This is a genomic window from Actinophytocola oryzae (genome assembly GCF_004364325.1).
GTDB classification, from domain to species: Bacteria; Actinomycetota; Actinomycetes; order Mycobacteriales; family Pseudonocardiaceae; genus Actinophytocola; species Actinophytocola oryzae.
Map to the genome: position 1 here is coordinate 145,286 of NZ_SOCP01000006.1, position 14,987 is coordinate 160,272.

Consider the following 14,987-nt stretch of genomic DNA (forward strand, 5'->3'; position numbering starts at 1 on the left):
GTGCGCAACTGCTAACGATTAGTTAGCAGTGCGCAACGAAGGTGCCACAATGTTCGCGCGCGCCGCTGGCGTCGGTCGCGTAGCCCCCCGAGCGATCGAAGCCAGCGGCGCGGTCCGTCCGTGCTGTCCTAGACGACCACGTTCACCAGGCGACCGGGCACCACGATCACCTTTCTCGGCTCGTTGCCGCCGGTCAGCGCCACCACCTTCTCGTCGGCCAGTGCGGCTGCCCTGACCTCCTCCTTGCTGGCGTCCGTCGCGACGGTGATCCGGGCGCGGACCTTGCCGTTGACCTGGATCGGGTACTCGAACGTGTCCTCGACCAGGTACTTCTCGTCCGCCACCGGGAACGGGCCGTGGGCCAGGGACTCCTCGTGGCCCAGGCGCGACCACAGCTCCTCGGCGACGTGCGGGCACAGCGGCCCCACCATCAGGACCATGGCCTCCACCACCGACCGGGGCGCGGGCTTCGCGCCGTACGCCTTCGTCACGTGGTTGTTCAGCTCGATCAGCTTCGCGCCCGCCGTGTTGAAGCGCATGTTCGCGTAGTCGGCGTGCACGCCGGCGATCGCCTTGTTCAGTGCGCGCAGGGTCGTCTCGTCCGGGTCCTCGTCGCTGACCAGGACCGCGCCGGAGGCCTCGTCCACCACGTTGCGCCACAGGCGCTGCAGGAACCGCTGCGCGCCGACGACGTCCTTGGTCGCCCACGGGCGGGACACGTCCATCGGGCCCATGGACATCTCGTAGAACCGGAACGTGTCGGCGCCGTACTGCTCGCACATCTCGTCCGGCGTGACGACGTTCTTCAGGCTCTTGCCCATCTTCCCGTACTCCTGGCGGACCTCCTGGTCCTCCCAGAAGAACCTGCCCTCCCGCTCGACGACCTCCTCGGCCGGGACGTACACCCCGCGCGGGTCGACGTAGGCGTAGGCCTGGATGTAGCCCTGGTTGAACAGCCGCCGGTAGGGCTCCTTCGCCGAGACGTGGCCCAGGTCGAACAGCACCTTCTGCCAGAACCGCGAGTACAGCAGGTGCAGCACCGCGTGCTCGATGCCGCCGATGTACAGGTCCACCCCGCCCGGGTCCTGCGCGCCGTGGATCTCCGGGCGCGGGCCCAGCCAGTAGCGTTCGTTCTCGGGCTCGCAGATGCGCTCGGCGTTGGTCGGGTCCACGTACCGCAGCTGGTACCAGCTCGAACCCGCCCACTGCGGCATCACGTTCGCGTCGCGGCGGTAGCGCTTGACACCGTCACCCAGGTCCAGGTCGACGTCGATCCACTCGGTGGCACGCAGCAGCGGCGGCGACGGCTCCGAGTCGGCGTCCTCCGGGTCGAACGTCCTCGGTGAGTAGTCGTCGACCTCGGGCAGCTCGACCGGCAGCAGGTGCTCCGGGATCGCGTGCGGCAGACCATCCTCGTCGAACACGATCGGAAACGGTTCACCCCAGTAGCGCTGCCGTGCGAACAGCCAGTCACGCAGCTTGTACTGCAGCCTGCCCTCGCCGTGGCCGTTCTGCTCCAGCCAGGTGATGATCGTCTTCTTGGCCTCGGCGACGTCCATGCCGTCCAGGAACGCAGAGTTCATGGCCGGTCCGTCGCCGGTGAACGCCTCGCCGTCGAACCCCTCGGTCGGCCGGACCGTGCGGATGATGTCCAGGCCGAACACCTTCGCGAAGTCCCAGTCGCGCTGGTCCTGGCCGGGCACCGCCATGATCGCGCCGGTGCCGTACCCCATCAGGACGTAGTCGGCGATGAACACCGGGATCTTCGCGCCGTTGGCGGGGTTCGTCGCGTGCACGCCGACGAAGACACCCGTCTTCACCTTGTTCTCCTGGCGGTCCAGCTCGGACTTGCGCGACGCGGCCAGCCGGTAGGCGGCGACGGCGTCCTTCGGCGTCGCGTGCCCGCCGGTCCAGGAGTCGTCGACGCCCGCGGGCCACGCGTCGGGCACCAGCCGGTCGACCAGGTGGTGTTCCGGCGCCAGCACCATGTACGTCGCGCCGAACACGGTGTCCGGACGAGTCGTGAACACCTCGATGGCGTCGTCGGCGACCGGGAACCGGATGTGCGCGCCGGAGGAGCGGCCGATCCAGTTGCGCTGCATGGTCTTGACCTGGTCGGACCACTCCAGCAGGTCCAGGTCGTCGACCAGGCGGTCGGCGTAGGCGGTGATCCGCATCATCCACTGGCGCAGGTTCTTGCGGAACACGGGGAAGTTCCCGCGCTCGCTGCGCCCGTCGGCGGTGACCTCCTCGTTGGCCACGACCGTGCCCAGGCCGGGACACCAGTTGACCGGCGCCTCGGACAGGTACACCAGGCGGTACGAGTCGATGATCCTGCGCTGCTCGACATGGCTCAGGTCCGCCCACGCCCTGCCGTCGGCCGTGGCGCGCTCGCCGCTCGCGAACTGCGCCTCCAGCTCGCTGATCGGCCGGGCCCTGTCCTGCGCCTCGTCGTACCAGGAGTTGAAGATCTGCAGGAAGATCCACTGGGTCCAGCGGTAGTAGGTCAGGTCGGTCGTGCTGATCCGGCGCCGCTCGTCATGCCCCAGCCCCAGCCTGCGGATCTGCGTCAGGTACCTGGAGATGTTCTCCTCGGTGGTCTTGCGCGGGTGCTGGCCAGTGCGCACCGCGTACTGCTCGGCGGGCAGGCCGAACGCGTCGAAGCCCATGGTGTGCAGCACGTTGCGCCCGGTCATCCGGTGGTACCTGGCGAAGACGTCCGTGCCGATGAAGCCCAGCGGGTGCCCGACGTGCAGCCCAGCGCCGGACGGGTACGGGAACATGTCCTGGACGAACAGCTTGTCGTCGGGCACGTCTCCCTTCAGCGGCCCGGCCGGGTTCGGCGCCTCGAACGTCCCGCGCTCGTGCCACCGTTCCTGCCAGCGCGCCTCGATGGTGTTGGCCAGCGCGGCCGTGTAGCGATGTGTCGGCACTGCGTCCGTGGCCTCGTCACTCATCGCTGGTCCCTCCCTGGTTGCTCTGCTCCGAACACAAAAAACCCCTCTGCCCGATGGCACGAGGGGTTGCCGCACTGACCTCCTGGTCGGTGGGTCAGCGCGGCCGGCTAAGGAGCAGGCGTCCGGCGCTCATATCACCAGTCTATCGCGTACGCCAATGCCGTTTTCACCCCGCCGGACGCGCCAGGTGGCGGTCGACGAGCGGCTGCTCGCGTTCCTGGCCGAGGTCGACCCCAACGGGTGACCTACCATCGGTCCGTGTCTGTCATCGCGCTCGTGGTGCTCGTCGTCGGACTGTTCGTCGCCGCGGTCGGCGTGCTCGGCTTCCTCGAGCGGTTGCCGCGCAACCGGTTCGGTGGGGTGCGGACGCCCGCGACCCTCCGCGACGACGAGACGTTCCGGGTCGGGAACAAGGTCGCGGGCCTGCCCATCGCCGTCGGTGGCGTGGTCGGGATCCTCGGTGGCGTGGCCGGGCTCGCGATGACGGGTGTCGCCGCGGTCGTCGTCGTCGTGATCGCCCTCGTCGGGACCGTCGGCATCGCCGCCGCAGGCGGGGTGCTGGGGCACCGGGCCGCCGAGGCGGTGCCCGAGCCGGCGCCGGAGCTGCCTGCCGGGTGTGCGGGCTGTCAGTGCGGCGGGTGCGGCATCACCAGGTCAGTTGGTGCGAACGTCGCCGGGGTGGGTGGCGAGTAGCGCCAGCGGCATTCCCTGGCGCCTCAGCACCCGACCCCACAGGTCGCGGTCGGCGGGCGCGAGGACGTCGCTCGGCAGTGCCGGGACCACGATCCAGTCGCCGCGCTCTATCTCCCCGGCCACCTGGCCGACGTCCCAGCCCGCGTAGCCCGCGAACACACGCAGGCCGCGGAACTTGGGCACCAGCGCCTCGGGGTCCGCGTCGAGGTCCACCAGCGCCACCGGTCCCCGGACGCCGATCAGGCCCTTGACGCCCGCGGCCTCCTCGCCGGTGCGCATGGCGGCCAGGCACAGCGCCGTCTTCTGGTCGACCGGTCCGCCCACGAACACCGAGCCGGGATTGGACACGTGCGGACCCCAGTTGGGCAGCACGTCGTCCACCGGCACCTCGCTCGGGCGGTTGAGCACAACACCAAGTGTCCCCTCGCCGCGGTGGTCGATGACGAACACGACCGTGCGGCGGAAGTTGGCGTCGGTGAGGCTGGGCGCCGCCACGAGCAGCGTGCCCGGCTCGACAGCCGCGTCGGGAGCGTCGGATCGCACGGTCACATGATCCCATCCGTCGATGCTGAATCCAGCAGCACTTGGCCACTTGGGGAACAATCCTCCACGCCCCCTCGTTGCAGGGGGTGGCCGGACACCATTGTGTCCCCCGGGCTCAACCAGAATCGCCTTCGTGGAATACCGCTCGGCTGGAGCCACGTCGTGCCAACCGCCGTGAGGCGACCTGGTGGACGGCCTCACTCGGGGCGAGCTGCGTTCGCGTTCCGCGAACCAGCTCGCTCCGAGGTTCTCCTGGGGGTGCAACCCCCGGACCCCGCCCGGCGGGCTTCGCCCCCGGACCCCCGACCCGCATCGGTCCAGGTAACTGGTCACCCGCCGTTTCGGGATCTTTACCTCGTTCGCCGTAGGCTGATCCTTCGTGAGCGAGACGGCGGAGCGACCTCCGCAGGCGGCACAGGACTCCCATCACAGCCGGATCGGGGCCAGGAAGCTCCTTGCCTTCGAGGGGTTCCGCCGTTTGCTGTTCAGCCGGTTCTCCTCACAGTGGGGTGACGGACTCTTCCAGACCGGCCTCGCCGGGGCCGTCGTCTTCAACCCGGAACGCGCCGTGTCGCCGCCGGAGATCGCCGCCGGGTTCGTCGTGCTCCTCCTGCCCTACTCGATCATCGGGCCCTTCGCGGGCGCCCTGCTCGACCGCTGGGACCGGCGCCGGGTGCTCGTCGCGGCCAACATCCTGCGCGGGATCCTGATCCTGATCTCGGCCGCCGCCGTGGCCACCGGGGTGGGCGGGTTCCCGATCCTGCTCCTCGCCCTCGTCGTCATCGGGATCAGCCGGTTCGTCGGCGCCGGGCTCTCCGCCTCGCTGCCACACGTCGTGCCCGTGCCCAACCTCGTGGAGGCCAACGCGCTGTCGGTCACGCTCGGCGCGGTCATCTCCGTGATCGGCGGCGGCTGCGCGGTCGGGCTCCGCGCGGTGTTCGGCGACGACAACGTCGGCTCCGGGCTCACCACCGCCGTCGCCGTCATCGGGTCGGGGCTCGCGGCCTGGCTCGCCGGGCGCTTCGCACGCGGCGCGCTCGGACCGGACAAGGTGGTCGAACCGGCCACCGCGCTCGCCGCCGTGGCCAACGGGCTCTTCGACGGCGGGCGCGTCGCCGCCCGCACCCCGAGCGTCGCCGCCGGGTTCTGCGCACTCCTCGCCCACCGGGCCTCGTTCGGCATCTCACTGCTGCTGACCGTCATCCTGATGCGCTACAGCTTCGAGGACTGGGGGCCCGTCAAGGCCGGCCTGCCCGGCCTCGGCGTCGTGCTCGGCGCGGGCGGGCTCGGCATCTTCGTCGCGGGCCTCACCACCGCACGGCTCGTGACCGGTCTCGGCCGCAAGCGGACCGTCTTCTTCGCGCTCGGCGCCGCCGCGCTCAGCCAGTTCGGGCTCGGCCTGCCGATGACGCTGCCGACCACGCTGCTCGCCGCGTTCCTCATCGCCTACACCGGCCAGGTCGTGAAACTCTGCGTCGACGCGGCCGTGCAGCGCGACATCGGCGACGAGACCCGAGGCCGGGTGTTCGCCCTCTACGACATGCTGTTCAACATCACGCAAGCGCTTGCGGTGGCCATCGCGGCGACCGTGATCCCGGCCAACGGCGAGTCGGTCGGCCTGATCATCGCGGCGACCCTCATCTACCTGGCCGGGATCACCGGCTTGGAGGTGGTCAGTCGCCGGTCGGCGTGATGCCCTCGTTCTCGGCCCACTTGCGCAGCTCGGCGATCGCGTCGTCGTGCTCCAGCGGGCCACGGTCCAGCCGCAGCTCCTTCAGGTAACGCCACGCCCTGCCGACCAGCGGGCCGGGCGGCAGCCCGAGCAGACGCATGATCTCGTTGCCGTCCAGGTCGGGCCGCACCCGCGCCAGGTCCTCCTCGGCGGCGATCCGCGAGATCCGCGTCTCGAGGTCGTCGTACGTCCGCTGGAGAGCCGCCGCCTTGCGCCGGTTGCGGGTCGTGCAGTCGGCACGCACCAACTTGTGCAGCCTCGGGAGCAGGGGACCGGCGTCCGTCACGTACCGCCGCACCGCCGAGTCCGTCCACTCGCCCTTGCCGTAGCCGTGGAAGCGCAGGTGGAGGTACACGAGCTGGGCGACCTCCTCGATGACGTCCTTCGAGTACCGCAACGCGCGCAAACGTTTGCGGACCATCTTGGCGCCCACGACCTCGTGGTGGTGGAAGCTCACCCCGCCACCCTCGACGAACCGGCGCGTCGCCGGCTTGCCGATGTCGTGCAGCAACGCCGCGAGCCGCAGCACGAGGTCCGGCTCGGTGTCCGGCTCCTCCAGGTCGACCGCCTGGTCCAGCACCACCAGCGAGTGCTGGTAGACGTCCTTGTGCTGGTGGTGCTCGTCGATCTCCAGCCGCATGGCGGGCACCTCGGGCAACACGATCTCCGCGAGCCCCGTGTCGACCATCAGCTCCAGACCCCGCCTGGGGAACCTCCCGCACAGCAGCTTGGACAGCTCGACCTGGACCCGCTCCGCGGTGATCCGCTCCAGCTGACCCGCCATGTCCCCGATCGCGTCGAGCACGCGTGGCGCGACGTCGAACCCGAGCTGGCTCACGAACCGGACCGCGCGCATCATCCGCAGCGGGTCGTCGTTGAACGACTCCTGCGGCGTCGCCGGCGTGTCCAGGATCCGCTTCCGCAGCGCCGCCCTGCCGTCGTGCGGGTCGACCAGCTTCCTCGTCGCCAGGTCGATGGCCATGGCATTGACGGTGAAGTCCCGCCGGACCAGGTCCTCCTCGATGGAGGATCCGAACCGGACCTCGGGGTTGCGGCTCATGCGGTCGTAGGCGTCAGTCCGGAACGTGGTGATCTCCACGGTCGCACCGCGTTTCGAGGCACCCATGGTGCCGAACGCGATGCCCGTGTCCCAGATGGCGTCCGCCCATCCGGTCAGGAGCTCCCGCACCCGCTCGGGCCGCGCGTCGGTCGCGAAGTCGAAGTCGTTGCCCAGTCTGCCCAGCAGGGCGTCCCGGACCGTGCCGCCGACGAGGTACAGCTGGTGGCCCGCCTGGGCGAAGCGGGAGCCGAGCTCTTCGGCCACGGGGAAGCGCACCTGCTCCTCCGTTTCGCGGTTGCGGGCGTCGATGGTCTGGAGTTCGGACACGATGAACCAGCGTAACTGCCCTGATCGGGCAACCCGGACGCCATACCGGCATTACGATCGCGAACATGCCCCAGTCGTCCGGGAGGTCGCGTGGCGCCCGAGCCGGACGCCGCGGCAGGCGGCGCGGGCGGAAGATGGCCGCGGTCGACGAGACCTCCGCCGGTGGCGTGGTGATCAACGTCGCCCAGGACAAGGTCGTGCTGATCGGCAGGCTGGACCGACGCGGACGGCTCCTGTGGTCACTGCCGAAAGGGCACATCGAGGCGGGTGAGACCCCCGAGATGACCGCCGTTCGGGAGGTCGGGGAAGAGACCGGCATCGTCGGCGAGATAATTCGACCGCTCGGCACCATCGACTACTGGTTCGTCGCGGAGCGCCGCAGGATCCACAAGACCGTGCACCACTTCCTGATGGTGGAGCGCGGCGGCGACCTCTCGGACGAGGACGTCGAGGTGACCGAGGTCGGCTGGGTGGCACTCGACGAGCTGGAGGACCGGCTCGCCTACGCCGACGAGCGTCGCCTGGTCCGCAAGGCGCTCGAGCTGCTCGAGGTGACCACGAACAAGCAGGACCTGCCGGTAGAGGCTGACGGAGGCTGACCGACGATGACCTGGGGCTGGCGGCTGGGTGGGACCCTTGTGGTGTCCGGACTGCTCGCACTGTCCGCGCCCGTGGCGACCGCCGCGCAGCCCATCGGGCAGCCCGTGCCGCCGGTCGGCGACACGCAGTCGTCGATGTCCCTCCAGGTCACGAGCCTGACGCCGAGGATCGTCACCGCGGGCACGGGGACCGTCACGGTCGAGGGCAAGGTCACCAACACCGGTGACCGGCGGATCGACCAGATCCGCGTGCGCCTCCAGCGCGGCGACGCCATGGACTCGGACAAGGCGCTGCGGGACATCCAGGGCCAGAACACCGACGTCGCCATCGGCGGCTTCCAGAACATCGGCAAGACGCTGGAGCCGGGGGACAGCACGGAGGTGTCGGTCAGCATCGCCGTCACCGGCGACCGGGGCACCCTGCGGATCACCGAGCCGGGCGTCTACCCGCTGCTCGTCAACGTGAACGGCCGGCCGGACTTCAGCTCGCAGGCCCGCCTCGCCGCCGTGTCCGTCCCGCTGCCGGTGATGTCCGTGCCGGGTGGCTCGGCGGCGAGCCCCAAGCCAGGTCCGCCGGAGGTCTCGCTCCTGTGGCCGCTGCTCGACGAGCGACCCCGCCAGCTGCCCTCCTCGGACGGCACGACCACGCTGCTCGCCGACGACGACCTCGCCGACTCCCTCGCCGTCGGTGGCAGGCTGTTCAACCTGGTCAACGCCGTGCGGACGGCGACGGCGACCGACACCGAGCTGCTGCGGTCGATCTGCTTCGTGATCGACCCGGACCTGCTGGCGACCGTGGTCGGGATGACCAGGCCCTACCAGGTCCAGGTGGCGAACGGCCCGGCCACCGCGGGCAGGGGGGAGCAGGCGGCGACCGACTGGCTGGAGCGGGTCCGCGAGCTGGCCAGGGGCCACTGCGTGGTCGCCGTCCCGTACGCGGACGCCGACCTGGTCGCGCTCTCCCGCGCGGGTGCGGTCGACCTGGCCCAGCTCGCGCTCGCCGGCGCGTCGATCGTGAACGAGCAGCTCGGCGTCCAGCCGATGAAGAACGTCTACTGGCCCGCGGGCGGTTCCTTCGACCAGCGCACGCTCCTCGACCTCGCCAACGTCGGCTCGGCGACCGTGCTGGCCGACCCGGCCCACCTCCAGCGGGTCGAGGGCCGCGCGCCGTACACGGTCAACGGCTCCCCGACCGCAAACCCGATCCGCGCCCTGCCGGTCGACTCGCTCATCTCGGACGCGCTCGCGACCGGCACACCCGCGCCGGACACGGACGCCACTGGCGGCTCGGTGCAGAACGGGCTCGCCGCGCTCGCCTACCGCGCCGCGTTCGACCGCCGCGACGGCGGCCAGGTGCTGATCGCGCCGCCGAGGCGCTGGCTCGCCTCCAGCACCGAGCTCGACCAGTTCCTCGCGCTGACCAGGCAGCTGATCGACGACGGCTTCGTCACCGCGCTGCCGCTCGAGCAGCTCGTCGCCGCGCCGGACGGCGGCACCGTCGAGACCCTCGCGTTCACCCCGCAGGACAGTGCGCAGGAGATCCCGACGCAGGTCACCGCCGAGGTGATGCGGATCAACGCGACCAAGCGGGACCTGCTCGACGCGATGGCCGACGACAACACCAACAGCGTCGATCCCGCCGACCTGCTCACGCCCATCCAGTACGGCCTGCTGCGCGCGGTGTCGACGGCCTGGCGCGGCCACGTCCAGGAGGCGACCGAGACGGTCGGCTTCATGGAGGGCCGGCTCGACGGGCTGCGCGACGTGGTCGTGGTGAACGACCCGGCCCGGCCGCTGTCGCTCGCCTCCGGCGACAGCCCCATCCCGATCCGCGTCTACAACGGGCTGCCGGTCACGATCGTGGTCCGCGTCAACATGAGCCCCGTGCTGGGGCTGCGCACGGAGGCGATCCAGGACATCCGGATCCCACCGCTGTCCTCGACGCAGCGCTACATTCCGGCCGAGGTCAGCAGGTCGGGCCGCTTCAGCGTGGACATCCGGCTGACCACGCCGGGGGGCACCCCGCTCGGCAAGACGGTCCGGCTGGAGCTCAACTCGACCTCGTACGGCATCATCAGCGTTGCCGTGACCGGTACCGCCGGCGCGGTGCTCGTGCTGCTCGTCGGCTTCCGGATCTTCCGGCGGGTCAGGGCGGCGCGGGCGGGCGAGGCGGCGGGAACGGGGTCGGGTGAGGAGATCGTTGAGCCGTAGCGGTACTACCCAGCATCTGCCTGGGCCACGACAATCACGGACCGTGGACGGCCCATCGCAGCAGAAGCCGCCGTCGCTCGCCAAGGCGAGCGGCTCGATGGCGATCGCGACGCTCGTCAGCCGGATCACGGGCTTCCTGTGGAAGATCCAGCTGGCCTGGGTGGCGGGCCTGACGGTCGTCAACGACTCGTTCACGGTGGCCAACACGCTGCCGAACATCGTCTACGAGCTGCTGCTCGGCGGCGTGCTCGCAAGCGTTGTCGTGCCGCTGCTGGTCCGCGCGCAGGACGACCCGGACGGCGGCAGGGAGTACACGAACCGGCTGCTGACCGTGGGCATGACCATGCTGGCGGCAGGCACGGTCGTGGCGGTCGCGCTGGCGCCGCTGTTCACCCGGCTGTACATGGACGACTCGACCGGCCAGGCCAACTCCGAGCTGGCCACCGCGTTCGCCTACCTGCTCCTGCCGGAGATCGTGTTCTACGGCCTGTTCGCGTTGCTGTCCGCGGTCCTGCAGGCCAAGCACGTGTTCGGCCCGACGGCGTGGGCGCCGGTGATCAACAACGTGGTGATCATGCTCACGATCGGCGCCTACGCGGTCGTGCCCGGCGAGATCTCGCTCAACCCGGTCCGCATGGGCGACACCAAGCTGCTGGTCCTCGGCATCGGCGTCACGCTCGGGATTGCCGTGCAGGCGCTCGTGCTCCTGCCCGCGCTCCGGCGCACCGGGTTCCGGTTCCGCTGGACCTGGGGGCTCGACTCCCGGCTCAGGGAGTTCGGCGGGCTCGCGCTGTGGATCCTCGGCTACGTCGGGATCAGCCAGATCGGCATGGTGATCACGACCAGGGTGCTGACCGCGGGGGCGTCCGGCGGCGCCTCGATCTACTCGAACGCGTGGCTGCTGTTCCAGCTGCCGTACGGAGTCATCGGCGTGTCGCTGCTGACCGCGATCATGCCGAGGCTCTCGCGGGCCGCGGCGGACGGCGACACCGGCAAGCTGATCGACGACCTGTCGCTCGGCAGCAGGCTGTCCACGGTCATGCTCGTGCCGATCAGCGCCATCCTGACGATCGCGGGGTCGGCCACCGGCGTCGCGTTGTTCAGCCACGGCAACGCGGGGGTGGCCGACGCGGAGCGGCTCGGCACGGCACTCGCGTTCTCGGCGTTCGGGATCCTGCCGTACGCACTGGTCATGCTGCAGCTGCGGGTGTTCTACGCGATGAAGGACGCGCGGACGCCGACGCTGATCATGGTCGTGATGACGGCGGTCAAGATCCCGCTGATGTACCTCGCCGCCGCGCGCCTGAACCCGGAGGACGTGGTGATCGGCGTGATGCTGGTCAACGCGCTCTCGTTCGTGGTCGGCGCGGTGCTCGGGCAGATGTGGCTGTGGGTCCGGCTCGGCAGGCTGCAGAGCATGCGGGTGGTCAAGGTGATCTTCCAGACGGTCGTGGCGGGCGCGCTCGGCGTCGCCGCCGCGGTCGGCGCCACCTACCTGCTGCACGCCGTCGTGTCGGACGGCGTCGGGCCGAAGATCACCGCCTGGCTCGACCTGATCACGCAGGGTCTCGTGACGACGGTGGTCGCGTTCGGCCTGCTCGCGGTGTTCCGCGTGCCCGAGCTGCAGCCCGCCGTCGCGCGAATCACGCGCCTGGTCCGTCGTGGGTAGCAGGCAACGACAGGACTAACCGGCCCGAGTCACGTAGGCTCACTGACACCGGCAAGTATCGAAGTGACCGCCTGGGGGGCTGTGGGCGCTGGGGCGGGGAGAGAGCAGTGGTCACCAGACGAACCGAGTCAATGACCGGCGAGCTGAGCCCCGGTGGCGAGTCCGGCGGGGATGGTTTTCTGCTGCCCGGCGCCGTGATCGGCGACGGCCGGTACCGCCTGCTCGCCCAGTTCGGCCACGACCTCAGGGCTGACGCACACCTGTGGCGCGCCCGCGACGGGCAGCTGCGCCGTGACGTCGCGCTCACCGTGCTCCTCGGCGAGGCGGACAACGGCCCCAAGGCCCAGGCGGCCAGGCGCACGCTCGAACGCGCGGCCCACGCGGCCGGGTTCGCCCATCCAGCGATGGCGCGGGTCCTCGACGTGCTGAGCCTCGGCAACGGCGTGGCACCCGGCGAGGGCCTGCTCGGCATCATCGTCGCGGACTGGTCCGTCGGCACCGACCTGGTCGACATCATCGCCGAGCACCCGCTGCCCCCCGCCAACGCGGCCAGGCTGCTCGAACCACTCGCGTCCGCCGTCGAGCGCGCCCACCACGCCGGCCTCGTGCTCGGCGTCGACCACCCGCAGCGCATCCGGGTCACCCCGGACGGCCTGCTCCGCCTCGCGTTCCCCGGCCCGCTGCCGGGGGCCGTGCCGCGTGACGACGTCAAGGGCCTCGGCGCGATCCTGTACCTGCTGCTGACCGGCCGCTGGCCGCTGCCGGGCGGTCCCGAGAGCATCCCCACCGCGCCGGTCACGCCGGACGGCACGATCGTGCCGCCGAACGTGCTGTCCGGCTACATCCCGGACAGCCTGTCCACGGTCGCGATCCGCAGCCTCGAGGACACCCAGATCGGCGGCATCCACACCAGCGCCACGCTGCTCGCGGTGCTCGAGCAGGCGGTGGAGTCCGCCGAGCAGACCGAGTTCCTCGGCCCGGTCTCGCGGCCGGTCGACGAGGACACCGAGGCGGTGTGGACGACACGCCCGCCGGTCCGGGACCACAACCGCAGGCGCAAGCTGGCCATCGGCGTCACCGCCCTGGCCATCGCCGTGGTCGGCATCCTGGCCTGGCTCGGCACGATGCTCATCGACTTCTTCGGCGACGACGGCGGCAGTGCGGCCGACACCGTGGTCGTCGAGCAGCCGACGGGGTCCAACGGTGAGACCCCGCCGCCGTCACCCAAGCCTGCGGGCCCGATCAAGCCGGCCTCGATCGAGGTCTTCAACGTCGGTGGCACCCCGGACAACCCCCGCCGTGCGGGCATGGCCACGGACGACGACCCGGGCACGGAGTGGAAGACCGACACCTACAAGCAGCAGTTCCCCACGCTGAAGCCGGGGGTGGGCCTGATCGCGTCGTACACGGAGGCCGTCCGGTTCGCGTCCGTGGTGATCGACTCGCCGAGCCCGAACACCGTCGTGCAGATCCGCAGCGCGTCGTCGCCGAAGCCGGAGCTGGACGACACGAAGGTGATCGGGGAGGCCACGCTGCAGGGCGGCAGGACCGAGATCAAGCTGGCCAACGCGGAGCCGACCCAGTACCTGCTGGTCTGGATCACCAAGCTGGGTGACGGCAACGTGACCGCCATCGGCGACCTCCAGTTCATCCGCGCGGAGTGACCGTGCCGGGAGTGTCGGCGGCCACACCGCGAATGGGTGAAAGCGCGACCGATATCCTCATCCCGTGACCACCGCTGCCAGCTCGGACGCCGACCTCATCGCGGCACACGCCGCGGGGGACCCGCGTGCCTTCGGGGAGTTGGTCCGCCGGCACCGGGATCGGATGTGGGCGGTCGCCCTGCGCACGCTCCGAGATCCGGAGGAGGCCTCCGACGCGTTACAGGAGGCCTTCATCTCCGCGTTCCGAGCGGCGAGCTCGTTCCGGGCCGAGTCGCAGGTGACGACCTGGCTGCACCGGATCGTGGTGAACGCGTGCCTCGACCGGGTGCGCCGCAGGCAGGCCAGGCCGACCGTGCCGCTACCGGAGACCGGACCGGGTGAGCCTGCCGCCCCGCGTGACTCGATGTCGGAGCGGGAGACCAGGCTCGTCGTGCAGAAGGCGCTCCACCAGCTCTCCGAGGACCAACGGGTGCCGATCGTGCTGGTCGACGTCGAGGGTTACTCGGTGGCCGAGACCGCCAAGATGCTCGGTATCGCGGAAGGCACCGTGAAGAGCAGGTGCGCACGTGGTCGGGCGAAGCTGGCCAAAGTTCTCGGCCATCTTCGGAACCCCGATGCAGATGCGAACGTCCCAGATGGCGCAGTTGACAGGCGGGATGTGCCGGTACGGCGCCACGGGGAGGGACGATGACGGACAGCACCAGAGGGCCGGGGGCAGCACCCCGGCAGCCGTGGTCTGTCGACGTGCTCGCCGACCTGCACGCGGGGGCTCTGGACGCCAGGCAGTCCGCGGCCCTGTGGGCGCAGGTCAACCACGACCCCGACGCGCAGGCCGTGCTCGCCGCGCTGGACGGCGTCAAACGCGACCTCGACCTGCTTGGTGACGCGCCCGTCGAGCCCATGCCTGCGCACTTCGCGGCCCAGCTCGACGCCGCGATCGCCGCGGAGGCGGCCAAGACCCGACCGACGTCGGCGCCACCCGGCGCGGCGCCCGTGGTCGACATGGCCGACGCCCGACGCAGGCGCAACCGCAGGATGGGATGGGCCGCGGGGGTGCTGACCATCGCGGCGGCCGCCGTCGCGGTCACGTTCGTCGCCCTGCCGGGGGACCAGACCAGCGGCACGCCGCAGGCCGGCAACGCGAACACCCAGGTCCAGCCGAACGACGAGCCGCCGGTGAACGGCGAACCCTCGATCTCGGACCTGCAGGGGCACGAGGACTACGGCCCGCTCGACACCGAGGACGGGCTCAAGTCCTGCCTCTCCGACCACGGCATCGAGAAGCCGCAGGTCATGGGCGCGCGTGAGGTGGCGCTGGACGGCACCGACGGTGTCGCCGCCCTGCTCGCGGGCGGCCAGGACGGCCACCGGTTCCGGCTCGTGATCGTCGACCCGGACTGCACGAAGATCGTGTCGGACACCTCGCTCGGCTGAGCGGACAGGTACCTGACCGCGTGCGGGACTCGCCTCCCGCACGCGGTCTTTTAGTGTGTCGGTGGCGTGTGACCGGTCACTCCGCCCGGGTGGAACAA

General features: G+C 70.7%; 11 protein-coding genes. 8 read left to right on the top strand and 3 right to left on the bottom strand.

Translation table 11 applies throughout. The features are described from left to right. Positions 1-128: 128 nt before the first annotated feature. Positions 129-2,957 carry a leucine--tRNA ligase gene (gene leuS, locus CLV71_RS18465; RefSeq protein WP_133904041.1) on the bottom strand — a complete coding sequence of 943 codons (2,829 nt, stop codon included), beginning with the start codon at positions 2,955-2,957 and terminating at the stop codon, positions 129-131. A 258-nt stretch (positions 2,958-3,215) separates the two neighbouring features. Here leuS and CLV71_RS18470 point away from each other — a divergent pair, with 258 nt between their 5' ends. Further along, on the top strand, positions 3,216-3,650 hold the full coding sequence (locus CLV71_RS18470) for an SdpI family protein (protein ID WP_133904042.1): 435 nt from the start codon (positions 3,216-3,218) through the stop codon (positions 3,648-3,650). On the opposite strand, the gene CLV71_RS18475 is transcribed toward CLV71_RS18470, so the two are convergent. After that, positions 3,612-4,193 carry a YqgE/AlgH family protein gene (locus CLV71_RS18475; protein WP_133904043.1) on the bottom strand — a complete coding sequence of 194 codons (582 nt, stop codon included), beginning with the start codon at positions 4,191-4,193 and terminating at the stop codon, positions 3,612-3,614. The two genes, CLV71_RS18470 and CLV71_RS18475, sit on opposite strands and share 39 nt — an antisense overlap. 379 nt (positions 4,194-4,572) lie before the next feature. Between CLV71_RS18475 and CLV71_RS18480 the strand changes: the two genes are divergently transcribed. After that, on the top strand, positions 4,573-5,886 hold the full coding sequence (locus CLV71_RS18480) for an MFS transporter (RefSeq protein WP_243866554.1): 1,314 nt from the start codon (positions 4,573-4,575) through the stop codon (positions 5,884-5,886). Here the strand turns inward: CLV71_RS18480 and CLV71_RS18485 are convergent. Continuing rightward, complete coding sequence (locus CLV71_RS18485; RefSeq protein WP_243866555.1) at positions 5,867-7,312, bottom strand: CCA tRNA nucleotidyltransferase; 1,446 nt, start codon at positions 7,310-7,312, stop codon at positions 5,867-5,869. The genes CLV71_RS18480 and CLV71_RS18485 overlap by 20 nt on opposite strands. 65 nt (positions 7,313-7,377) lie before the next feature. Here CLV71_RS18485 and CLV71_RS18490 point away from each other — a divergent pair, with 65 nt between their 5' ends. The 6 genes from CLV71_RS18490 (at position 7,378) to CLV71_RS18515 (ending at position 14,889) form a co-directional block, all read left to right on the top strand. Continuing rightward, positions 7,378-7,911: an NUDIX hydrolase gene (locus tag CLV71_RS18490; protein ID WP_133904044.1), complete on the top strand. Its 534-nt coding sequence runs from the start codon at positions 7,378-7,380 to the stop codon at positions 7,909-7,911. 6 nt (positions 7,912-7,917) lie between these two features. Then, positions 7,918-10,122 carry a DUF6049 family protein gene (locus CLV71_RS18495; protein WP_133904045.1) on the top strand — a complete coding sequence of 735 codons (2,205 nt, stop codon included), beginning with the start codon at positions 7,918-7,920 and terminating at the stop codon, positions 10,120-10,122. Between the two features lie 43 nt (positions 10,123-10,165). Further along, the gene (gene murJ / locus CLV71_RS18500) at positions 10,166-11,791 is read left to right on the top strand and encodes a murein biosynthesis integral membrane protein MurJ (protein ID WP_279588741.1); all 1,626 of its coding nucleotides are present in this window, start codon (positions 10,166-10,168) and stop codon (positions 11,789-11,791) included. Positions 11,792-11,922: 131 nt separating this feature from the next. Then, positions 11,923-13,455 carry a protein kinase family protein gene (locus tag CLV71_RS18505; protein ID WP_133904332.1) on the top strand — a complete coding sequence of 511 codons (1,533 nt, stop codon included), beginning with the start codon at positions 11,923-11,925 and terminating at the stop codon, positions 13,453-13,455. A 64-nt stretch (positions 13,456-13,519) separates the two neighbouring features. Then, positions 13,520-14,146: an RNA polymerase sigma factor SigM gene (gene sigM / locus CLV71_RS18510; RefSeq protein ID WP_133904046.1), complete on the top strand. Its 627-nt coding sequence runs from the start codon at positions 13,520-13,522 to the stop codon at positions 14,144-14,146. Continuing rightward, the gene (locus CLV71_RS18515; RefSeq protein WP_133904047.1) at positions 14,143-14,889 is read left to right on the top strand and encodes a hypothetical protein; all 747 of its coding nucleotides are present in this window, start codon (positions 14,143-14,145) and stop codon (positions 14,887-14,889) included. The genes sigM and CLV71_RS18515 overlap by 4 nt, the downstream gene beginning before the upstream one ends. The last annotated feature ends 98 nt before the right edge of the window (positions 14,890-14,987 follow it).